Annotated in this window: 19 protein-coding genes; 2 read left to right on the top strand and 17 right to left on the bottom strand. The window is 48.3% G+C overall.

Features of this window, described 5'->3' with window-relative positions:
• Position 1 precedes the first annotated feature (1 nt).
• Both MKX74_RS05785 and cysT read right to left on the bottom strand, forming a co-directional pair.
• On the bottom strand, positions 2-799 hold the full coding sequence (locus MKX74_RS05785) for a sulfate ABC transporter permease subunit (RefSeq protein WP_018886589.1): 798 nt from the start codon (positions 797-799) through the stop codon (positions 2-4).
• Entirely contained in the window at positions 796-1,611 is an 816-nt protein-coding gene (gene cysT / locus MKX74_RS05780; protein WP_341177772.1) for a sulfate ABC transporter permease subunit CysT, read from the bottom strand. Before cysT ends, MKX74_RS05785 begins: the two co-directional genes overlap by 4 nt.
• A 209-nt stretch (positions 1,612-1,820) precedes the next feature.
• Between cysT and MKX74_RS05775 the strand changes: the two genes are divergently transcribed.
• A complete protein-coding gene (locus MKX74_RS05775) occupies positions 1,821-2,222 on the top strand; it encodes a secondary thiamine-phosphate synthase enzyme YjbQ (protein WP_018886591.1) in 402 nt (133 codons plus the stop codon).
• A 215-nt stretch (positions 2,223-2,437) separates the two neighbouring features.
• Here the strand turns inward: MKX74_RS05775 and MKX74_RS05770 are convergent, their stop codons facing one another.
• The 8 genes from MKX74_RS05770 to MKX74_RS05735 all read right to left on the bottom strand — a co-directional run bounded on the left by MKX74_RS05770 (position 2,438) and on the right by MKX74_RS05735 (position 11,519).
• Complete coding sequence (locus tag MKX74_RS05770; protein WP_018886592.1) at positions 2,438-3,019, bottom strand: TetR/AcrR family transcriptional regulator; 582 nt, start codon at positions 3,017-3,019, stop codon at positions 2,438-2,440.
• A 5-nt stretch (positions 3,020-3,024) separates the two neighbouring features.
• Entirely contained in the window at positions 3,025-3,657 is a 633-nt protein-coding gene (locus tag MKX74_RS05765) for a YigZ family protein (RefSeq protein ID WP_018886593.1), read from the bottom strand.
• A gap of 137 nt (positions 3,658-3,794) precedes the next feature.
• Positions 3,795-5,150 (bottom strand): glucose-6-phosphate isomerase, encoded by a 1,356-nt coding sequence (locus MKX74_RS05760; protein ID WP_025681485.1) that lies wholly within the window; start codon positions 5,148-5,150, stop codon positions 3,795-3,797.
• Between the two features lie 357 nt (positions 5,151-5,507).
• Positions 5,508-5,825 (bottom strand): pyrimidine/purine nucleoside phosphorylase, encoded by a 318-nt coding sequence (gene ppnP / locus MKX74_RS05755; RefSeq protein WP_018886595.1) that lies wholly within the window; start codon positions 5,823-5,825, stop codon positions 5,508-5,510.
• 63 nt (positions 5,826-5,888) lie between these two features.
• Positions 5,889-7,931, bottom strand: coding sequence for a transketolase (gene tkt, locus MKX74_RS05750; RefSeq protein WP_018886596.1), 2,043 nt, complete (start codon positions 7,929-7,931; stop codon positions 5,889-5,891).
• Positions 7,932-8,468: 537 nt separating this feature from the next.
• Positions 8,469-8,966 (bottom strand): hypothetical protein, encoded by a 498-nt coding sequence (locus tag MKX74_RS05745; RefSeq protein ID WP_341177771.1) that lies wholly within the window; start codon positions 8,964-8,966, stop codon positions 8,469-8,471.
• Between the two features lie 507 nt (positions 8,967-9,473).
• Positions 9,474-10,370, bottom strand: coding sequence for a formyltetrahydrofolate deformylase (purU, locus tag MKX74_RS05740; RefSeq protein ID WP_341177770.1), 897 nt, complete (start codon positions 10,368-10,370; stop codon positions 9,474-9,476).
• 21 nt (positions 10,371-10,391) lie between these two features.
• Positions 10,392-11,519 carry a deoxyribonuclease IV gene (locus MKX74_RS05735; protein WP_025678143.1) on the bottom strand — a complete coding sequence of 376 codons (1,128 nt, stop codon included), beginning with the start codon at positions 11,517-11,519 and terminating at the stop codon, positions 10,392-10,394.
• A gap of 474 nt (positions 11,520-11,993) precedes the next feature.
• Between MKX74_RS05735 and MKX74_RS05730 the strand changes: the two genes are divergently transcribed.
• Complete coding sequence (locus MKX74_RS05730) at positions 11,994-12,908, top strand: TIGR01777 family oxidoreductase (protein ID WP_018886600.1); 915 nt, start codon at positions 11,994-11,996, stop codon at positions 12,906-12,908.
• Positions 12,909-13,007: 99 nt separating this feature from the next.
• Here MKX74_RS05730 and serS read toward each other — a convergent pair whose 3' ends face one another.
• From serS to MKX74_RS05695, 7 genes are all read right to left on the bottom strand, one after another.
• A complete protein-coding gene (serS, locus tag MKX74_RS05725; RefSeq protein ID WP_018886601.1) occupies positions 13,008-14,291 on the bottom strand; it encodes a serine--tRNA ligase in 1,284 nt (427 codons plus the stop codon).
• A gap of 337 nt (positions 14,292-14,628) precedes the next feature.
• A complete protein-coding gene (locus MKX74_RS05720) occupies positions 14,629-16,650 on the bottom strand; it encodes a DUF6382 domain-containing protein (RefSeq protein ID WP_341177769.1) in 2,022 nt (673 codons plus the stop codon).
• Positions 16,651-16,662: 12 nt separating this feature from the next.
• Positions 16,663-17,178, bottom strand: a complete 516-nt coding sequence (locus tag MKX74_RS05715; protein WP_018886605.1) for an A24 family peptidase — start codon at positions 17,176-17,178, stop codon at positions 16,663-16,665.
• Positions 17,179-17,257: 79 nt separating this feature from the next.
• Complete coding sequence (locus MKX74_RS05710) at positions 17,258-18,232, bottom strand: TadE/TadG family type IV pilus assembly protein (protein ID WP_026281261.1); 975 nt, start codon at positions 18,230-18,232, stop codon at positions 17,258-17,260.
• Complete coding sequence (locus MKX74_RS05705; RefSeq protein ID WP_341177768.1) at positions 18,201-20,402, bottom strand: hypothetical protein; 2,202 nt, start codon at positions 20,400-20,402, stop codon at positions 18,201-18,203. The genes MKX74_RS05710 and MKX74_RS05705 overlap by 32 nt, the downstream gene beginning before the upstream one ends.
• A 28-nt stretch (positions 20,403-20,430) precedes the next feature.
• Positions 20,431-21,099, bottom strand: a complete 669-nt coding sequence (locus tag MKX74_RS05700; RefSeq protein WP_018886608.1) for a TadE/TadG family type IV pilus assembly protein — start codon at positions 21,097-21,099, stop codon at positions 20,431-20,433.
• Positions 21,096-21,290 carry a Flp1 family type IVb pilin gene (locus MKX74_RS05695; RefSeq protein ID WP_018886609.1) on the bottom strand — a complete coding sequence of 65 codons (195 nt, stop codon included), beginning with the start codon at positions 21,288-21,290 and terminating at the stop codon, positions 21,096-21,098. The genes MKX74_RS05700 and MKX74_RS05695 overlap by 4 nt, the downstream gene beginning before the upstream one ends.
• Positions 21,291-21,298: the final 8 nt, after the last annotated feature.

The following is a 21,298-nucleotide window of genomic DNA, read 5'->3' as shown; positions in this document are numbered from 1 at the left end:
ATCAGTGCACTCCCTTTCTTTTTTTGGCCAGCTCCATGAGCAGCAAGAGACCTGCCGAGAAGGCCACCAGAACTAAAGCCAGGCCATTGGCCGCCGTTACATTGAAGTTCTCTACATCCTGATACACCAGTGTAGTCGCTGTCTGGGTCTTGTTCATGATATTTCCGGATACAACCAGCACTGCACCGAATTCCCCAAGAGAGCGTGCCACAGTGAGCACAACTCCATAAATAACCGCCCAGCGGATGGAGGGCCAGGTCACCTTCCAGAAAGTCGTCCAGCCATAAGCGCCCAAGGTGGAAGCTGCCTCTTCCTGCTGCGCTCCGATCTCCTGCAGCACAGGCATAATTTCACGCACCATGAGCGGAAAGGTCACGAACAGTGTAGCAATCACCATGCCTGGGAAAGCGTATACGATCTTGAAGCCACTATCCTCGAACAAGGCTCCCATAACGCTATCCGGTCCCAACAGCAGGACGATCATTAATCCGCCGATGACAGGCGACACAGCATACGGCAGATCGACGATGCTATTCAGGACGTTTTTGACACGCTCACTTAACCAGCCTGCTCTCACTAGATAAAGTGCCGTCATCATTCCGAATAGGGTATTCATCAAAGTTACGACGAGGACAATCAAGCCTGTCATCTTCAGCGCATGGAGCGCCTCTGGACGAAGCATGGCTGTCACGAAGCCGCTCCACCCCTGATCGAAGGCTCCGAATATAATTCGAGTCAACGGAATAATGATAATCACAAGAATAAGAACATAAGTAAGTGTAATCCACCATCTTCTCATCGGCTTCTCCCTCTGCTCTGTACCGTATTAATGCCCCAAAGGATCAGGAAGGACAGGGTCAGCAGCAGGATCGACACCGAGGCAGCTCCCAACGTATTATCACTTTCGACCTCTCCGAAAATATAGACCGATGCCACTAGCGTTCTGCCGGGAATGTTACCCGCTACGAGCACGACCGCACCGAACTCGGCAAGTGCACGCGAGAACGCCAGCATGCCCCCACTAATCATACCGGGTGCCATGGAGGGCAGAATGACCTTCCAGAACGTCACCCCACGGGATGCTCCCAGCGTATAGGAGGCTTCCTCCGCTGAAGGGTCAATCTCCTCCAGCAATGGCTGCACTGCACGAATAACGAATGGGAATGTCACGAATACCATTGCCAGTATAATCGCAGGCTGGTGAAATACGATCTCCAGCCCCCAGCGTCCTGCTGCTGTCCCAAGCAGGCTATTCGGTCCGAGTAGCAGTAGAATCATTAATCCTCCTACCGCAGTCGGTAGCGCGAAGGGCAGATCAATCAGACTATTCATCAAGGTCTTGCCCGGGAAGTCATAGCGGTTCAACGTCCAGGCAATAATCGTTCCGATCAGCACATTGATTAAGGCGGCTATGGCAGCCAGCTTCACAGTCAGCAGCACGGCCTTCCAAGCTATCGGGTCGCTTAGATTCTCCAGTAGCGTGTGCCAGCCAAGGGTAAATGCATTGAAATATACGCCTGTAACCGGCAGTATGACCAGTAGTACGAAATAGAGCAGTACCGTCGTGCGGAACCCCCATGTCCAGCCCGGGTGCCGGATAACCGTATTCATGCCAGCCTACCATCCTTTCTCGTGCTCTCCTTATCCTAAATACCCATAAGCATACTTGGTTTTACTTAACAGCTACTTTACCAATTGATTGAACTTACGTCAATCCCTATCTCATATTTCCATGAGTAGAATATAATAGAAGTGGGTAAACAAAAGAAAAGTCATGATCGAACAGGCTCTACTAGAGCACACAGAAAGGAGAAATACATATGCTGCATACAATAGAGATCACTACAGCCAAGCGGGATGAAATGCGTGATGTAACTCGTGAGGTGGCCGCCTTCGTGGATCAGAGCGGTATACAGGAGGGACTGGTGGTGGTGTACTGTCCACATACGACAGCAGGCATTGCTATTAACGAAAATGCAGATCCTGATGTGAAAAAGGATGTATTAATGAGGCTGAACGAAGTCTATCCGTGGGAGCATCCCGAGTATCGTCATATGGAGGGCAATACGGCGTCCCATTTGAAGGCTATCACAACAGGGAACTCGCAGACAGTGATTATTCATAAAGGCAGATTGCTGCTTGGACGCTGGCAGGGCATTTATTTCTGTGAATTTGACGGACCACGGACACGCCAGATTCATTTTAAGCTCATCCAAGGCTAACCCCCTAGGACGAAGCTGATTTCAGGTTGAATGATCCGTGAAGTGTAGTCGCACGCCTATCATTATCAACAAAAAATAGACGAGGAGTTCCTTACCTATTAGGCTCCCTCGTCTTTTTCGTCTTGTCACCATACATTTCCTTTCGCAATGCAACGTTTTGAAGTATCAAAGTTAATAAAAATGCCGTCAAAAAATCCTCGGCAAACGTGCAGATTCTATATGCTTTTACAGAGCAGCTGTACATGCGCAATTGCAGTAGGCTTTACCTCTTCAAATGTAATTTTGTCCTGGATGTAGTACGAGATAAATCCATGCAAAGCCAAGAAGATACTATGCGGTACCCTTGCTCTGGATTCGTCAGTATGCGGTTCGGCACCCAGATGATTTCTTACGATCGAAGCGAACAGCTCCAGACACCTGCTTTGCTCAGCACGACAGTAGGCCAGCAACTCCTCGTCACGAATGAGGAACATAATCTCATACTGGTACGGATTTTCAATGCCAAAACGAATAAATTCCAGCAATAAATACTCCGCCTTGCTCAGCCCCTCTTCCGGGGTCGCATTAACGGCGTGCATCAGAATATCTCCCAGTGCCTTGAAATCCTCCATTACAATGGCGTAGAAAAGCTCAGCCTTCTCCTTAAAATGATAATACAAGGATCCGTGACTGTATCCCAGATGCTGGCCAATGCTGCGCATGGAGATAGCACGGTATCCCTTGGTAATAAAAAGATGCCTGGCGGCCTCCAATATCCTCTCTCTTGACAACTCCTGATCAACTGCTCTTCTAGCCATAGTATTTATTCCCCTTCGATAAAGTAAAGCTGGCTTCCCTTCGTTAAAAGGCACTGTCCCTGGGTCAAATCTGTCATCCAGTGCTGAAAGGCCTCCGCTTCACCACTTACAGGATAACAGGCCAACACGACCTTATCCGTGAATACAGTATCCCCCGTTCGGACTCCACGACCCCGAAGCTCATTTTCTACCTTGCCCAGCCATGTGTAGTCCAATTCAACCTTTATTTCCTGATGTAGCACTCGCGTAATAGCTTCCCCTGCTTCAATGGCAGCGACCGCACCATCCGTATAAGCGCGGATCAAGCCACCGGCTCCCAGCATAATACCACCAAAATACCGAGTTACTACAATAGCAACATTCTTCAAGCCTTGATTGCGGATGACCTCCAGGATCGGTTTGCCAGCGGTACCACTCGGCTCCCCGTCATCCGATTGCTTCTGAATCTCATCGCGCTCGCCAATCATATAAGCGGAGCAGTTATGCGTGGCATTCCAGTTCTGCTTCTTGATTCCGTCAATAAACGCAATCGCTGCCTCTTCGTCTTCCACCGGCTGCACATATCCGATGAAGCGGGACTTCTTGATGACAATCTCACGATGTCCGGCCTGACGAACGGTTCGATAGCTTTCCAACATACGCGTAACAATCCAATCTTATCAGATTTTGCAAGAAAGCAGTCCACGGCTTGCATACAGTGAACTGCTTTCTTGTCTTGTTATGCAGAGGCTACTTGATGACGCAACCTCTGTGCTTCAGTTCCCTCAGGTTTGAATTACTCAGTCAATCTTGCTTCCAGCTTCGCTTTCTCTTCCTCAAAGCCTGGTTTGCCCAGCAGTGCAAACATATTCTTCTTGTAAGCCTCTACGCCCGGCTGATCGAACGGATTCACACCCAGCAGGTATCCGCTGATGCCACAAGCCTTCTCAAAGAAGTATACCAGATATCCGAACGAATAAGGTGTCATATCTGGAATGTTCACAATCAGGTTAGGAACCTGACCGTCTGTGTGAGCAAGCATCGTTCCTTGGAACGCTTTTTTGTTAACAAAATCCATCGTCTTGCCAGTCAGGAAGTTCAGACCGTCCAGATCGTCTGCATCTTCCTCAATGGTGATATGGCTAGGTACGTTCTCTACCTGAATAACTGTCTCGAAAATATTACGGCTGCCCTCTTGGATAAATTGTCCCATGGAGTGCAAGTCTGTCGAGAAGTCAACCGATGCCGGGTAAATTCCCTTGAAGTCCTTACCTTCGCTCTCACCGAACAGCTGCTTCCACCATTCCGATACGAAATGCAGGGAAGGCTCGTAGTTCACGAGGATCTCAGTGCCTTTGCCTTTACGGTACAAAGCGTTCCGTACAGCGGCATACTGGTAAGCTTCGTTCTCAGCAACATTAGGATTGCTGTATTCCTTGGAAGCATCAGCAGCACCTTGCATCATCTCTTCGATGTTGATTCCAGCAGTAGCGATAGGCAACAGGCCTACAGCTGTCAGCACGGAGTAGCGTCCGCCTACGTCGTCAGGAATAATGAAGGATTCGTAGCCTTCTTCATTCGCCAGCTTCTTCAATGCACCACGTTCTTGGTCCGTTGTAGCATAGATGCGTTTACGAGCCTCTTCTTTACCGTACTTCTTCTCCAGTGCTGCACGGAAAATACGGAAAGCAATGGCTGGCTCCGTAGTCGTACCGGACTTGGAGATGACATTGACGGAGAAATCCTTGCCTTCAATCAGATCCAGCAGATGGTTCACATAAGTGGAGCTGATGTTGTTGCCGGCAAAGTAGATTTCCGGAGTCTTACGCTTGTCCTTCGGCAGCATATTATAGAAGGAATGAGACAGCATCTCGATCGCTGCACGCGCGCCCAGGTAAGATCCACCGATTCCGATGACGATCAGAACCTCGGAATCGCTTTGGATTTTGGCAGCTGCCTTTTGGATGCGTGAGAACTCTTCTTTATCATAGTTGGTCGGCAGATCAATCCAGCCGAGGTAGTCAGAGCCTGCTCCCGTCTGGTTATGTAACTGTTCATGAGCCAGCTTGATGGGCTCAGCGAAATAATCAACTTCGTGTTGGCCTACAAAGCTCAGTGCCTTGCTGTAATCGAATGTTACTTTTTTGGACATGGATAGAACCTCCTGTTTTACCATTGCCAATGGTCAGGGCATTTGCCTCTGATGCGACTTAGCAATAGAATACTTTAATTTAAAGAACCTGACAAGCGTATGCCACAAAGCGGCCCTTGACCATGATGCCACAGGGCAGCAGCTATAGCTGTGATATAAGTCAGACTAGTAATCGTGCTATGGTGCTATAGTACTGTTCTGCTGTGGGATAGAAAAAGGGTAAGACCGTAATATCACGGTACCTACCCTCCGGCAGCCTCCAAAATCAAGTACTGCTACTTGGCTGACTTAGCTCCCTCAATAGGAATTGTTCCGGCCAAAGCGGGTACTGCTCTCGGTAAGCTCCCTCTACTCACATTAATCTGCCGGGTAAGAGCAGCAGTAATCCGTTACACTGCGCACTTCCAGCTTAAAGGAGGACTTGGCAGGAACATGGAAAGTTCCTTCTCCTTGAATCTCCAGCCATTGCTCTTCACCAGGGAGTTGTACACGCAGATCGCCAGCGAGAATCTCCATAATCTCACGAGAATCAGTCCCAAATTCATAAGAGCCTGGAAGCATGATGCCAAGCGTAACCTTGGAGCCATCCTGCAAAATGACGGTACGGCTAGTAACCTGACCATCATAATAGATATTTGCCTTCTTAATAACGCTAACGTTGTCAAATCGCCCCATGGATGCCGCTTCTCCTTTGTCCGGTCAGATATATTGCCAAAAGCCTAAGGCTTATAGTTAAGACTACAGCAATGCTTTCACTTTGCTAACTACGTTCTCTACAGTGAAGCCATATTCACTTACGACGCGGTCGCCAGGTGCGGAAGCACCGAAGGTGGAAATACCGAGGATATCTCCTTGGTCACCCACATACTTCTCCCAGCCCATCGGGTAAGCCATCTCTACAGCCAGACGAGCTTTTACAGATGGAAGAATTACAGAATCCTTATACGCCTTGTCCTGCTTCTCGAACAAATCCCAGCTCGGCATACTGATGACACGGACATGGATGCCTTCGGCAGCCAGTGCTTCGTGAGCCTTCACAGCCAGTTGAACCTCGGAGCCTGTAGCGATAATTTGCGCCACTGCAGTACCTTCCTTAGCATCAGCCACGACATAAGCACCACGACGGATACCTTCACGTGCATGCTCTGCTGTAGCAGACAGGATCGGCAGGTTCTGACGAGTCAGCACCAGCGCTACCGGATTGCCCGTATTTTCCATCGTATAAGCCCAAGCTGCGGAAGTCTCATTACCATCTGCTGGGCGAATTACAGTCAGGTTCGGAATGATGCGCAGGGAAGCGAGCTGCTCGATTGGCTCGTGAGTCGGGCCATCCTCACCTACAGCAATACTGTCATGCGTAAGCACGTAGGTTACAGGCAATCCCATCAATGCAGCCAGACGTACAGCTGGACGCAGGTAATCAGTGAATACGAAGAACGTACCGCCGAAGATCTTCACACCACTGTGCAGAGCCATACCGTTCATGGCTGCTGCCATACCGAATTCACGGATACCGAAGTAGATATTGCGGCCCGCATAATCCTCTGGAGTAAAGTTGGTCAGGTTGTTCAGGTGTGTCATCGTCGAGCTCTCAAGGTCTGCAGAGCCGCCAGTCAGGAACGGAATGTTCGGTGCCAGGCCGTTCAGTGCATTACCAGAAGCTACGCGAGTGGAGACAGCCTTGTCCTCAGCGGAGTACTTAGGCAGGTCACGATCCCAGCCCTCTGGAAGCTTGCCGCTAATCGCGATCTCGAATTGTGCTGCCAGCTCTGGATAAGCCTTTTTGTACTCAGCGAACAGTGCATCCCACTCTTTGTTAGTGGCGATTCCTTTTTCCTTCACGCTCGCGAAATGCTCACGAACCTCTTGTGGTACATAGAAATCCTCTTCATATACCCATTTGTAGAATTCCTTGGTCAGCTTCGCTTCTTCCGCACCCAGCGGAGAACCGTGTGTACCACCATGGCCGCCTTTACCTTGCTTGTTCGGGCTTCCGTAACCGATGACCGTCTTCACTTCGATCAGGGTAGGACGAATCGCTTCGCCCTGTGCTTCAGCAATAGCTTTCTCGATGGCAGGGAGATCGTTACCATCTTCTACACGCAGCACTTGCCAGCCATAAGCTTCAAAGCGCTTAGCTACGCTTTCACTGGAGGAAAGATTCAGCTCACCATCCAAAGTAATATCGTTGGAATCGAACAGTACAATCAGCTTGCCAAGGTGCAGACGTCCAGCAAGGGAAGCTGCTTCGTGGGATACACCCTCCATCAGGTCTCCATCGCCGCAAATCGCATATGTAAAGTGATCTACGACATTGAATTTATCCTTATTATACGTAGCAGCCATTTGAGCTTCAGCCATAGCCATACCTACAGCCATCGCAATACCTTGTCCCAAAGGACCCGTAGTAGCATCTACACCAGCTGTGTGACCAAATTCAGGGTGACCTGGAGTCAAGCTTCCCCATTGGCGGAACTGCTTGATTTCTTCCATAGGCAGATCGTACCCGCTCAGATGGAGCAGGCTGTATAGCAACATGGAGCCATGTCCAGCGGAAAGTACAAAGCGGTCGCGGTTAATCCATGTCGGATGATCAGGGTTGTGGTTCATCGTCTTCGCAAACAATTGGTAGCCCATTGGAGCCGAACCCATTGGCATGCCCGGATGACCGGATTTGGCTTTCTCAATAGCGTCAATAGCCAGTGTACGGATCGTCGTAATGGACAGGTTATCAATCGTTGAGTTCTCTTCCTTATGAATCGCTTGCTTGTCGTCAGTCATGGTAAGCCTCCTCATAATAAATAACAAAGTATACCGTTGGTGAGTCGTGGCACAGAGGCGTCCCCAGAGCAGACAATGTTGGTCATTGCGCTGTCCGATGGAATCCATCTGCTTGAATCTTTCAATTTGACTTATTCATTCTCATGTATTGTACCATTTGCCACGCGGCTTTGCCAGATGTCAAAACGCTTTGAAGCCATTATCAAATAATATACCCGTTATAAGTAAAGCAATGCTCCATTGTCAAACCAGAATACAATTCGGACCGTGTCGTCACTCGGAATACCCCTCACCCGGGCTACCATGAGGACTGCATCATTATGCATGTTGGTAGAGAACTCCAAAATAACGCAAATAAAGCTCCCTTCACCCATGAGGGTAAAAGGAACTCATCTCTGCGAAAGCCCTTGACCAAAATAGCTTATACACATTGCGTGTGGGTTGGTATTTAACTCTCTCTATTGGGTCTCAAAAGGTGGGGCCAACTAGTCTGACGCATTCTAGTGACATGGTTTTGCAGACTAACTCCAGTAAGGATTATTGCCCACTTTGGCTTCCCGCATCCGTTGCAGTTGTTGAAGCATCCGATGTGCTGCCAGAGGCGGCGCCGTCTGCTGCTGCTTGATCTTCATTTGGCTTGGATGGTGGATTGCCCTCCCCTTCCGGCGGTGCACCCTCAGGAGGTGTTCCATCTGGTGGTGTTCCTTCTGGCGGTCCACCTGCCGGCGGCGTGCCTTGCGGTGGTGTTCCTGTCCTGCCATCATTCGCAGCCTGCGGAGTTGCAGCGTCCGTTCCACTACTTGTATTCGTATCCGTACTTCTCATACTAGCGTTCATATCGTTACTTGTGTCGGTGTCGATGTCGGTATTGGTTTTGGTGTTGGTATTGGTGTCAGTATTAGAGTTCGTGCTGGATACAGCGGAGGAGGAGTTAGTTGCACCTGAGCTAGATGTATCATTTGTACTTCCGCAAGCGCTAAGGGCAACGGTCATCGTGAGCATTGCGGCAATTGTAGCTAAGTTTTTCTTTTCCATGGGATTAGGCCTCTTTCCATTGATAATAGTAAAGATAAGATTGGTACGAACTCTTGATTCCCTCACATTATCTCCCATGAAGCTGAAGCACTTATGAATGCACGTTGAGTATTTCCTGAATGCACCAATAGTCAGTAAGTAAACACATAGCATACAAACAATGAAGCAACGTAATAGTACTCTACGGCACCCCATGAAAAATAAAGTAGCTACATGTCAGCAGTTCATAACTTTATATGCCATACACATAAATGACAGAAACATATGTAACACAAACATATATAACACAAACACAAACAGCTTTAAAGACAGGGACACACAAGTAATACACAGATGGAAATGTACAAGTGATACACAAAAGGAAATACACGACAGGTATACATCAACCTGTACACCTGTGCACCAAGCCAAGGTATAAAACCAAATATAGCCCATAGAGTCCGTCCTCAAGGAACAGCTTCTACGGGCTATACAAAAAAATCACTTGAATTAGAATACGGTCATTGATTAGAATACAACCGTCTTGTTCTCATGCACCAGAATACGATCTTCTACATGCCATTTGACCGCACGGGCTAAGACGACACGCTCAATGGTCCGTCCAATCCGCTTCAGCTCATTTACATCATCACGATGGCTGACCCTTTGAACGTCCTGCTCAATGATCGGACCGCCGTCCAGCTCCTCGGTCACATAGTGTGCCGTAGCCCCGATAATTTTAACCCCACGGTTATAGGCTTGCGCATAAGGCTTTCCCCCCACGAAGGCAGGCAAGAAGGAATGATGAATGTTAATAATGCGATTGCGGTAATGCTCAATGAACTTAGGTGAGATGATCTGCATATAACGAGCCAGAATAATAACATCAATCTCGTTACCGATCAGCTCCAACTGTTGCCGTTCTGCCTCAACCTTCGTATCCGCCGTTACAGGTACATGATGGTACGGAATCCCGAATGATTCAACGTACTCCTTCATATCTGGATGGTTACTGATGACCATAGCGATATCCGCATCCAGATCACCTGCCTGCCATTGCCACAACAGCTCTACGAGACAATGATCCTCCTTGGAGACGAAGATCGCTAGCTTCTTCTTACGGCTCACATTCGTGATCGTCCAATCCATATTGAACTGGGAAGCTACCTGCCCAAAATCCTGCTCCAGGCCTGGCAGCGAGGAATCTAGTTCGGGAAGGTCGAACTCGACACGCATGAAGAACATTCCGCCTTCTGGGTCCATTGTGTACTGATCGGATTGAACGATGTTCGCACCGTGCTCATGCAAAAAGCGTGAGACAGCTGCAACGATGCCCGGACCATCCGGACAGGAAATCAACATGCGTGCACGATTAGCATGAGTCGTGTGTGCAGCATTGTGTGTGTTCTTTACATGAAGCTCCATTTGAAAAATGATCCCCCTTGATTATGCATTCACCAACAGCTCCTTGCCTGACAGCAGGGCAATGAGGCGGTGGTTAATCTCTTGTTCTGTAAGCTCCGGGAAAATAGACGCCTGCACAACGGTATCGTACAATCGCTCCAGTGGCTCCCTTGGGTCAGCTTTTCTCGCTTTAGCATCACTCTTCAGCAGATCCCAGGTACTCAGGACAAATTCCCGAAGATTCGTATCGGACTTGCGGAAAAATGCATGCAGCTCTTCTACTTGCGTCAAGAACTGCTCACCGAAGCGCTCAGCTACATTACCGCGCAGAAGTGCGATTTCAGCCTCATACATCGGCTGCTGCGTCTTGGCATCCTTACCAATCCATGGTGTCTCCAGAATGAACGGACGATCCTTCAGCAGCTCATGATTGACGATATTGCGAATCGTGTCATATCCGATGTATCCCGTGCCGATAGGTGTATGTCTGTCTTTGCCAGCGCCTACCGGATTCTTGCTATCATTCAAGTGAACGACTGCAATACGATCCACACCGACGAGCCGATCAAATTCCTGAAGCACCCCATCCAGATTGTCCACAATATTATAGCCGGCATCGTGAATGTGACATGTATCCATACAGACCGTTAGACGCTCATTGTGCTCGACCTTATCCATAATGGCCGCGATCTCCTCGAAGCTTCTACCAATCTCCGTGCCTTTTCCCGCCATCGTCTCTAGGGCAATATTGACTTCCGTCTCCTTAACCCCGCTCAACACCTCGTTAAGACCGTCGGCAATGCGGTTAATCCCGTATTCCTGATCCTTGTCCGTAAAGGCACCCGGGTGGAGCACGATATTCTTCACGCCAATCGCATGTGTGCGACGAATCTCTTCCTGCAGGAAGCTAACGGCAAGCTCGTACGTTGCTTCTTTATAAGATCCCAGGTTGATGATATATGGGGCATGAACGACAATCTCGCCCATCCCTGCCTCAGCCATAAGCTGCTTACCTTCGTCCAAATACATGGATTCCATCGGCTTGCGACGTGTATTTTGTGGTGCTCCTGTATAAATCATAAATGAACTGGACCCGTAAGATACCGCTTCCTTCGTGGCACTTAGCAGGCCCTTGTCCGAGAAAGATACATGGGAACCGATTTTCAACATGTTGCATCCCCCTTTTAACCTTCGCGAATTATTCCCCTATTCTAACGTGATTATCACGTACAAACAACATTAATATCCTAGAAGATATGAGAATATAAGAGAAGTGTCAATGTGACGGCGTAGTTGATGCAAAGGATACGATGGATATCATAGACATGACGATGATGAATGATAGTTACGAAGGATGCAATGACACGGTTGATCACATGAAACCATAGATACAAAGAAACCCATGGATGCGGTACGACCCATAAGATACGATGGATGTGTAGGTACTGTGAATGCGAAGGGTACTGTAAATGCGTTGGATAAGCTACATCTGTATTTCTTCTCCTTTTGTTTCCAGACAATTATTTCCGTTATGATAAGAATCACATTCATACCTGCGCGATAAAAGCGTCAAGCATCTGTACACGGGTATTTTAATTTAGAAACAACGTATATATCACTCCATTGAAGAGGACGGAGATACACTTGAAAATAGCTATTTGCGGTGGAAGCGGGCTTATTGGCAGCGCACTGGTAGACTTCAGCAAAAAAAATAACCATGACATCATTATCGTATCGCGAAAATCTCCTGATCGAGAAGCATCAGACTCCGCTATTACTTATGTAACCTGGGATGAGCTGAAGCATAATCCAGAGCATTTGGAAGAAATCGATGCCCTGGTCAATCTCGCAGGCGAGAATTTGAACCAACGCTGGACGAATGCAGCCAGGAAGCGCATCCTGCAATCCAGACTCGATACAGTTGCTTCTGTCGCCAGCATTGTAGCAGCTCTCAAGCACAAGCCCAAAGTAGTCATCCAGGCTTCGGCTATGGGCATATACGGCACCTCGGATACAGCTACTTTTGTAGAGAACTCGCCCACTCGTACTGACAGCTTTTTGGCAGAAGTCAGCTCAAAATGGGAGCAGGCAGCCGACGCCATCCAAGATACACGTTTAGTGAAACTTAGAATTACTGTGGTACTGAGCAATAAGGGCGGAGCTTATCCTTTGCTGCGTCTGCCTTACAAGCTTGGTGTCGGCGGCAAAATGGGTGATGGACAGCAATGGACAAGCTGGGTCCACATCGCTGATATGGTTGGCATTATCAACCACTGCATTCACGATACTAGCATCTCTGGGCCAGTAAATGCTGTAGCTCCCCATCCTGTACGCAATGAGGACTTCGGCCAAACCATTGCAAAAGTCTATCATCGGCCTCATTGGCTGAAGGTACCTGGTTTTGCAGTATCCGCAGCCATGGGTGAAGCCAGCGAGCTCGTTCTGGAGGGACAGAAGGTACTCCCTGCCAAGCTGCTGGAGCATGGATATACCTTCCAATTCCCAACGCTGGAAAAAGCTTTGGAGGCTCTGCATCGGGCGGAGCAGGAGGGCTCTTAAGCCCTCCTGAACACTACATGGCTCTAGTCACTTACTTCTTATCTATTCACTTGCTTCTTATTTATTCAATTGCTTCTTATCTACTTGCTTCTCACCTACTCACTTGCTTGCCTCCAGCACTTCCAGACCATTCAAGTATGGTTGCAAGGCTGCAGGGATTCGAATACTGCCATCCTCCATTTGATGATTCTCCAGCAGTGGAATTAGAATGCGTGGTGAAGCTACGGCTGTATTATTCAAGGTGTGGCAATAGACGAGCTTGCCCTCCGCATCCCTGCAACGAATATTAGAGCGACGAGCCTGAAAATCATGAAGGTTCGAGGAGGAATGCGTCTCCCCGTATGCATTACGGCTAGGCATCCATGTCTCGATATCATACTGTTTGTACGTTTTTTGCCCCATATCTCCTGTGCACACTGCAACCACTCGATAAGGTAATTCCAATAGCTGTAATAGCTCCTCGGCATGCCCTGTTATTTCCTGAAGCATGGCTTCGGATACATCAGCAGACGGCTCACACAGGATGACCTGTTCCACCTTCGCGAATTGATGCACCCGATACAGTCCTCTTACATCCCGACCACTGGAGCCTACTTCACTGCGAAAGCAAGTGGATGCAGCAGCAAGCTTTATAGGTTCACTTACATCAACAATTTCATCTGCGTAATAGGATACCAATGGAACCTCGGATGTGCCTACTAGCCATCTTTCTTCATCCTCCAGCTTATAGACCTGATCACGCCCTAGCGGAAAGAAGCCTGTATTGAGTAAAGCTGGCTCCCTGACCAGTAACGGTACCTCCAGAGGAGTGAATCCATGGCGTAGCAGGATATCCATTGCCAACTGCTGAACAGCTCGATGCAGCAATACGCCGGCGCCTTTCAGGACATAACTACGAGCCCCGCCCATCTTGACCCCACGTGCAATATCAAGCAGGTCATGAAGCTCCCCTAGCTCCACATGATCCCGGAAGCCTACCGGCAGTGAGGGAATCATACCTACCACACGTAGCTCTACATTATCCAAGTCAGAATTACCAACAGGTGTATCTGGAGATACGACGTTAGGAATCAAATATAATAAACGCTTCACCTCAAGCTGCACTTGATCCAGAGTAGCATCCAGTCTCGCCAGTTGTTCGTTGATGTTCAGCACCTGCTCACGCAGCGCATCTGCCTCCGGCTTCATCCCCTCACGCAGCAGTTGACCGACCTTCGTCGAATGACGATTCCGTTCTGCCCGCAGCAGCTCCGTCTCCTGCAATAGAGCACGCCGCTCTTCATCCCGGGCCAACAGCTCATCTACAGACACATCAATCCTTTTGCCGTTAGCAGCCTCTTGTACCTGCTCCGCATGCTCCCGAATCCATTTCAAATCCAACATCATTACCGTCTCCTTTGGCTAAAAAAATGCAAAGAGCGCCCTCATCCCTTGGGACGAGGAGCGCTCTGCTCGCGGTGCCACCCAACTTGCCAAAGCATGCTTATGGTGCCTGCTTGGCCTCTTGGTCCGCGATAACGGGCGGTTCCGGTTAACTTGGAGAGTAGCTAGCTCCCCTGGCGATAACGCCTCCGAGTTGGATTCTCTTCAATGGCGTGATTCCGATCTGTAATTGTACGGACCATTATAATGGAACAGTAGGCCTACTTGCAAGTAATCAGCTTCATTTAGGTCAGCTTTCATAGGTCAGCTTCACTTAGGTCCGTCGGGTTCACTTAGCTCAATTTGCCAGCCCATGACTTACATTAGATGGTCTCTCTGTACTAAGAGGACTTGAATATTGAAAAGCGACTCCCGGCAGCTTCAAAATATCCCTATGTTGAAGTAGATATTCCTTATACGGTATCATCGCTTCATTATTAAGTAGAGAGCCGTTAGTAGATGCCAGATCCTTGATCCGATACTCCCCCCTCATAGACTCTGATATTTCTATATGCAGACGTGACAGACCTTCGGCATCTGAAATCCGGTAGGCACTCTCTTCGCCTCTTCCTATAGTGAAGCTACTCCGCGACAACCTGATCGGTACCGTCTCATTCAAGTAGTTGCCCTCTGTATCTAATAGATACAAGCAAGCGACCTGCGTGTCGTGCTCCTGCCGCTGTTGAGCAAGCTTACGATCCTCTGACCCCAAAAAACGGGTTGCATCCGATGAACTGCTCGCAAGAATATCCGTATTTTCTTTTAATGAGGAATAGTAGTCACCTGAATTCACTTCTTCATAGTGAATGCTATTGCTACGGTCATTGTCTAATTTGTTGTTCTCCTGGCTCCCCGGAACATTGCCACTATCACTTGCCAAATACGGATCTGTACCGCCAAGCGCCTCTCTCGTTCGCTCTTCTTCATGCCCTAGTCTACCTATGTGCTTTCCACGGTTGATCTCCATTTTGGAGCCTTCTAGATCCCCTTTTCTTTGCTGCTTGCTCATGTAGCCTGTAACACGATCGACTTGGAAACGGAATATCTTGGCTCCTTTACCTGAATTCGCTGGCTCATAGTTTTCTAATTCACCTGAATCAAGCTCTGCTACATGCTCACTGTAATCTTTAGCACCTCTGCTGAGACGTAGCTTCCCGAACCATGCTAATAGCGTCACTGTGCTAAGTAGAACGGTGACAGCCGATGTTATGATCAGATTGGAGAGACTTGGATGGTCCAGATAAAGATACCTCCACACGCTTGCGGCCAGGAGGATACATGCTGACATGATATATGTCCGATATTTACGAGGACCATTCGTTGAAATGTCCTCCTCCATCTCATCATCGTCAGCCGAAGCCTCCCCATAATTCCACGCTGGTGGATCATTAAATGACGGAGCTTGAAGCTGGGGAGCCTGAGATTGTACCATGTGCGAAGCTCGCTCACCACTACTGCGTCCACGTTGTCCCAGGAATGGTCCATACTCCCCTTCCCCCTCCGGGTGTCGTTCGGTCTTTCTTAGAGCAGTTTTACTTAGATATGAATCCACAGCCGAGTTCGATTCAGAGAGATGATCACCTTGAACACCATCTGTTGAAATCTGGCTTTTCCGCTGAGCAACAAGACCTTTTGCTCTCGAAGAAGAGCTAACATTAACAGGTGCAGCCCCCGTATCTAGTACTGCAGATGCTTGTGAGTATATGGCTGTCTCCGAGGCTGTAGCTATACTCGTCTCCTTTGAATCGTTAGCTTCCAAATATTCAAGCAAGAGCAGCTTCATTCCCTGCAGATCAAATATGTCCTGATCGCACATTTGCAGTAATCGCTGCAGCCCATCGCCTTCCAATTCTTTTATGGAGCTGAGCAGTCGAATAATTAATTGCTTAATGTCTTGCCCCACTGAGCATGCATCGAATCCCTCTCTTAGCGGGAGATAAGTCAGACGTACTGCATATTCAGCCCCCGTACCCTCTACAAAAATGTAGTCTTCATGAACAACGAATTGCAAAGGTGTAAGCATATACTCTCTGGACGAGTCTAATGCATCTAATATTTCATAAAGTAGCTTGTACAGCATCTGAATGGAGTGTCTGTGGGAGAACCATATATGCGAGAGCATTTTCAGACCTGTAACGTCATACTGAAATGTGACCTTATTATCTACTTCTTTAATTCTAAAGGCCAATAAGCTGTGAATCCGATTGGAGGTCAGCATACCTGCCTGTGTTCGATTAAGATCAGTTGAGCTCAGACCATTCTCAGTGTCGATCATCATAAAGATCCCGCCATTTTGAACAAAATCTCTTGTTAAATTCACCTCCTGCCCTCCTTATGCATGGATCAAATAGAAATAAGTACTGATAACCCCTGGAATTACAGCAATCATAAATGGAAAACGCAGATAAGAATCTCTTCCTGCTGCAAGAGCCACCTTGCTTCTAAGTAATAGGAACCCTCCAATCTGTAGCAGCAAGCTTCGTAGACGACCTACCATCTCACGCCTCCAGAGAAGCATAATAACTCCAACCAAACCTGCGTACAGGATGGAATAGAATGCGGCATGTAATACGAAAGCAGCACCAGTCCAAGCCCCAATCCCGCCAAATAGCTTCACATCCCCAGCCCCAACAGCACCTACCCAATATAAAATGAACAGTAGCCCGAATCCGGTACCAAGCCCTGCAGCAGCAAAAAGAATCCCAGCCCAGCCATCACTATATCCGTGCAGTATCAGACCTGAAAGTATAGTGGGTATTGTAAGCTTATTCGGTATTTTCATGGACCGTATATCCGTAAATAGTGCTATCAGCAAGAAGCATGCGCACCCTATATACATCCAGCTCAATATGGACGCCCCCAATTATTTTATTCAGCATTTTTGTATAGCAAGCTCAGCTCTAATCCATCTGGAAATATCATATGAACTATTTGTTAGCTTTGTCTGCCACCTCCAGTGGACCCTCAAGCGTTGCTCCACTATCGCTCTCGATTACAAAGCTCCATGTACCAAGGGTCGTATTCGTACCCACGAACCAGTTCCATTCAACGTAGCCTTGCTCATCGGCCACAGCCCATCCTACGTGTCTTGCCACACTTGCTCCTGACTTGTAATAGATGGACAGATTAGCTGAGCCGCCTGGCTCAATCCTGGCCCGTATTTTGTTATACACTCCTCGGATAGCTGGCTTCGGTGCTTCGATAAGCTGAATCGTACCCGTGACACCCGGCGAAGCCTCATCTCCTATTTCTTCACCGGTATCCCCAATCCAGAGCCGCTCCTCTGCCGTCGCCTGCAAGACCAGCTCACGCTGAACAAAAGGTATACGTATAGGAAGGACGTAGGATAGCTCGATCTTAAAATAAGGATCGCTTCTGCCCCGGAGTGCAGGAAGATGAACGCTGGTAACATGAATACGATCCAAGTCCAGAATACGGTCATCCATGAACGGCTTAAGCAACGGCTTGGCGACGGGATCAAGCATAGCCTCCGTAATCTTTCCTTTCATTCGATCAAATGGCTCAGTCCCCGAGCTTACAGCATCTCCTACCCAGAGCCCGATCGGCTCCGGTAGCGAATGTCCGAACTGCTCTGTCATCTCTCCCATCGTAAGCTTGGGTACAATCTCCTGCTCCTCAAGATCTCCAAAAGTTGTATCCGCATTATTCAAGGCCAGCGATACAGGATAGATCTTGCTTGCTACCTCCTTGGCTACCTCAGATGCAACCGTCTGTAGAGCTGTTGAGAAGACCGTCATTTGTACGATGTATACCAGCAAGATCACGAAGAACATGAACACAGGCAGGACCAAAGAAGCTTCCAGCACAATGCTCCCTCGCTCCAATCCCCAGACCTTTCCAGATCGGTGCTTAATAAGAGAAATGTGCCTGCTTTCGGACATAATAGGTTCCATGCTCAATGTCCTCACCTTCTCCAGAAGCTGCTCCTACCATCTTCATTACTCCAGGCAGGAACCACAGCCTGATACCACTTCGCACCTCACCTAATGCATAGGTCGGTCTTTCGGCCGGGTTCACCCCCGTCCCATAACGAATCAAGGCCAGCATGCGAGACAACTTCTGTCCTTTACTGCTGTGCATCATCATGAACAATCTGAGATGGTCCTTGTAAGTGAGCTTAATTCGAACGTAGTCTGATAAATACAAATAGCCTTGCTGGGCCAGCATCAGCATATCTTCTATGGCCTTCTCCACTCCGTACAGCAATGCTGCTGCTAGTACAGCAAGCGGATGTCCTAATGAAGAATATTTCTGTAGACCCTCCATCGTCCGAATGGCCATTCGCATAGCAAAAATCTCACCATAAGCTGCTGCCAGGTTACCTGTGGCATTATGAAACCCATAAATAATGTACTCAGCCTCCTGATTACCAATCTCTAACTGATCATCCAAGGCCTGCGTTAACCCCTGCCTGGAGGTGCCTGAACCAATCACATCCTTGAATCTTCCAAAATCAATATGTGAGTAGTACGAGAGTGCATATTCATTCTGAAAAAATTCATCTCCCATGCTGCTTAGCATGCCTGCAGCCGCTTCATATAATTGGTCCATGGCATTCATTGCCGCTCCACCCGTTTCGGTGGGATCAACCGAATGGTTCACCAAGCTAGTCGGCTGAGCTGCAGTTGAATTGAACGCGAGACTTTGTTCATAATATCCTTTCAGCTCCTGAAAAGAGTTGTTCGACTCCTTGTTCTTCGTTAACAGATCAATTAGACCGTATGCTTCCTTCAGCCTCTCGGTAGCTTTTTTCTCCATCTCTTTGCGCTCACGATCAGACCCACGGGCACTATCGAGTGCCTGTTGCTCCTGATCCAGCTTATTGCTACTGCCTTTCGTTACGTACGCCCTCTCGTAAGCATAAACACGGTCAAAGGCTCGTCTTACGGCTTCCTTCATTTCCAGGTCGGTATGCTCCCGCAGAGGAATTTTATTTAATGTTGTAATCACGCTCCTTATATTGTTGTTAGCTGCATTCCACGCATTTCTTTGTTGAGCGATCCCTGTCTCCACGGATCGGAATACATCCTCTGAAGTAAGCAATTCGCTCACTCTATCCCTGGTAGCCGCAAGACGGCCATCTGCAGGCACAGCGGCATTTGTGGGTGATGGTGATGAGCTCACCGTATCATAGCTGTCATTAGCAGCTCGCTGCTTATATTGGGCAATGACTAGCCTCATTTCACCATTAATATTTCTGGCCTCTGCTAGCAATGCCTCAGCTTTAACCAACCCCGTATCATGCTTCTGCCTGAAGCTGTCCAATTCGCTCTGGATATGAGCTAGAAGCCTGTTCAACTGTTGTCTGAACTCGCGAAGCTCCCTCTCTTTGCGTTCGGTAGGGTCCCTTTTGAATGCTTCATAACGATCTAGGTAATCCAGATATTGCGATGCTGCATCAGCAGCACTATCCATCTCCTCATAGATGTACTTATTCATCTCAAGTGAGCTCTGCCCCATGATAAGCTTTCTAAGACTTGTGGCTCCCGCCGCTGCTTTACGCTGTTGGTTTAAGGCCTCATCAAGCTTGGCTTCACGCTGTTCATACAACTTATGCAGCCGCTTCAGCAAATCGACTGTATGGGAGGCCTCCTTCATCTCTTGGGAGATCGGCTTCAGCTTATCCACGATCTCGTATGCAAAGGTGACGGGTGCCCTGTACTTCATATCCTCTCGAATCTGAGTATTGAACACCCCATAGCTACCAAGCATCCTATCCATACTCAAGGTGCTGCTGTCCAGACGGCTCCTCATCAAGCCGAATGCTCCTTCACGCGAAGTAACTATTGTACTGTCATTCAGAACCTTAGTCATTATGCGGTTACCTGTCCCTTCGCCATAAGCAAATAGCCCATACTGCTGCTGTAGCACCGGATCATAGGAGGACATTACAGATCGGACTGCTGCATGAGCCAGCTTTTCCGTCTGAACATGCAGGGCTGCGATACGAGCGTAATCAATGAATACAGCGGTGAAGGCAAAGACAAAGGCCAGAATAATAATTAAAAAAACAGAAACTGCACCTTCTTCGTTGTGCCTATGCCGGAACATCTTTACCTCTCCTCTTCCCACTCCGGGCTTAATTTTCTCTGGCTGCGTAATCCTGTAGCACTGCCCCTGCTGCGCCGGTCTTCAATGGTATCCCTTGACCAGTTCCCTTGAACTTCGGCCCATAATAGCGCATCAGTTCAATAGTTCTTATATATTCAACAGGGTCTACCACCCCGGCATAGCTTGAGATGGACAGTCTGTCTCCCTCCAGAACACGGCTTAATAAAGGCAGATGTATCATCTTGCTTAGCTCCGTCGTCACCCTCCGGTTAATCATAAAATTCTCATAATACTGCTGCCCCTTCATTCCGCCCGGTATGGCCCCGCTTGCCTGCGACATCTTCTTCTGTGGCAAGCCCTGCCCCGTTGACATTTCTGGTATAGCAACAGCCTGCCGTGTATCGGCCCCAGTCCAGCCAAACAGTGCCCCTATCATCGCATCATCTGTCATACGCCAATACAGAGGATCACGCTGCCCTTCCTCCACCGCACCATTTGTCGGTACTTTATAGCTATTGTCCCAACTATATGCCGCTCGTTCGGAAGCAGTAGCGGCAACCTGAATGAGAATGGATTTCTGGTATAAATACAGACAGAAGAATAGCAGTATAAAAATAATGAACATAATGATAGGAAACACCAAGGATGCTTCTAGCGAAAAGCTCCCCGCCTCATCGGAACCCAGGTCCCGACTCATTTGCCGTCCATAAAATCGCTGCTCTTCTTATCTGCCTTTTCTAGCAAACTGGAAATAATCTCTGTAATTTGCTTTCTGAAAATGACAGCCACAGCAATAAGAATGGCAATAATCAGGATCATTTCTAGGGTGCCAAGTCCCTCTTCTTCCTTCCACAGTCTCTTCCAACCTGAAGCTATCGTCATTAACATCGCTTTCT

It is taken from the genome of Paenibacillus sp. FSL K6-1230 (assembly GCF_038002385.1).
GTDB lineage: Bacteria > Bacillota > Bacilli > Paenibacillales > Paenibacillaceae > Paenibacillus > Paenibacillus massiliensis.
The sequence above is the reverse complement of the archived record's forward strand: the minus strand, read 5'-3'. Positions and strand labels throughout refer to the sequence as shown.

Excerpts from the sequence above, each read along its gene's own strand:
- MKX74_RS05785 (WP_018886589.1), bottom strand. The coding sequence starts at position 799 with ATGAGAAGATGGTGGATTACACTTACTTATGTTCTTATTCTTGTGATT.
- MKX74_RS05745 (WP_341177771.1), bottom strand. The coding sequence starts at position 8,966 with ATGGAAAAGAAAAACTTAGCTACAATTGCCGCAATGCTCACGATGACC.
- MKX74_RS05760 (WP_025681485.1), bottom strand. The coding sequence starts at position 5,150 with ATGTCCAAAAAAGTAACATTCGATTACAGCAAGGCACTGAGCTTTGTA.
- ppnP (WP_018886595.1), bottom strand. The coding sequence starts at position 5,825 with ATGGGGCGATTTGACAACGTTAGCGTTATTAAGAAGGCAAATATCTAT.
- MKX74_RS05710 (WP_026281261.1), bottom strand. The coding sequence starts at position 18,232 with ATGTCCGAAAGCAGGCACATTTCTCTTATTAAGCACCGATCTGGAAAG.
- MKX74_RS05735 (WP_025678143.1), bottom strand. The coding sequence starts at position 11,519 with ATGTTGAAAATCGGTTCCCATGTATCTTTCTCGGACAAGGGCCTGCTA.
- purU (WP_341177770.1), bottom strand. The coding sequence starts at position 10,370 with ATGGAGCTTCATGTAAAGAACACACACAATGCTGCACACACGACTCAT.
- MKX74_RS05700 (WP_018886608.1), bottom strand. The coding sequence starts at position 21,099 with ATGAGTCGGGACCTGGGTTCCGATGAGGCGGGGAGCTTTTCGCTAGAA.
- MKX74_RS05765 (WP_018886593.1), bottom strand. The coding sequence starts at position 3,657 with ATGTTGGAAAGCTATCGAACCGTTCGTCAGGCCGGACATCGTGAGATT.
- MKX74_RS05695 (WP_018886609.1), bottom strand. The coding sequence starts at position 21,290 with ATGTTAATGACGATAGCTTCAGGTTGGAAGAGACTGTGGAAGGAAGAA.
- serS (WP_018886601.1), bottom strand. The coding sequence starts at position 14,291 with ATGTTGGATTTGAAATGGATTCGGGAGCATGCGGAGCAGGTACAAGAG.
- MKX74_RS05705 (WP_341177768.1), bottom strand. The coding sequence starts at position 20,402 with ATGTTCCGGCATAGGCACAACGAAGAAGGTGCAGTTTCTGTTTTTTTA.
- MKX74_RS05770 (WP_018886592.1), bottom strand. The coding sequence starts at position 3,019 with ATGGCTAGAAGAGCAGTTGATCAGGAGTTGTCAAGAGAGAGGATATTG.
- cysT (WP_341177772.1), bottom strand. The coding sequence starts at position 1,611 with ATGAATACGGTTATCCGGCACCCGGGCTGGACATGGGGGTTCCGCACG.
- tkt (WP_018886596.1), bottom strand. The coding sequence starts at position 7,931 with ATGACTGACGACAAGCAAGCGATTCATAAGGAAGAGAACTCAACGATT.
- MKX74_RS05775 (WP_018886591.1), top strand. The coding sequence starts at position 1,821 with ATGCTGCATACAATAGAGATCACTACAGCCAAGCGGGATGAAATGCGT.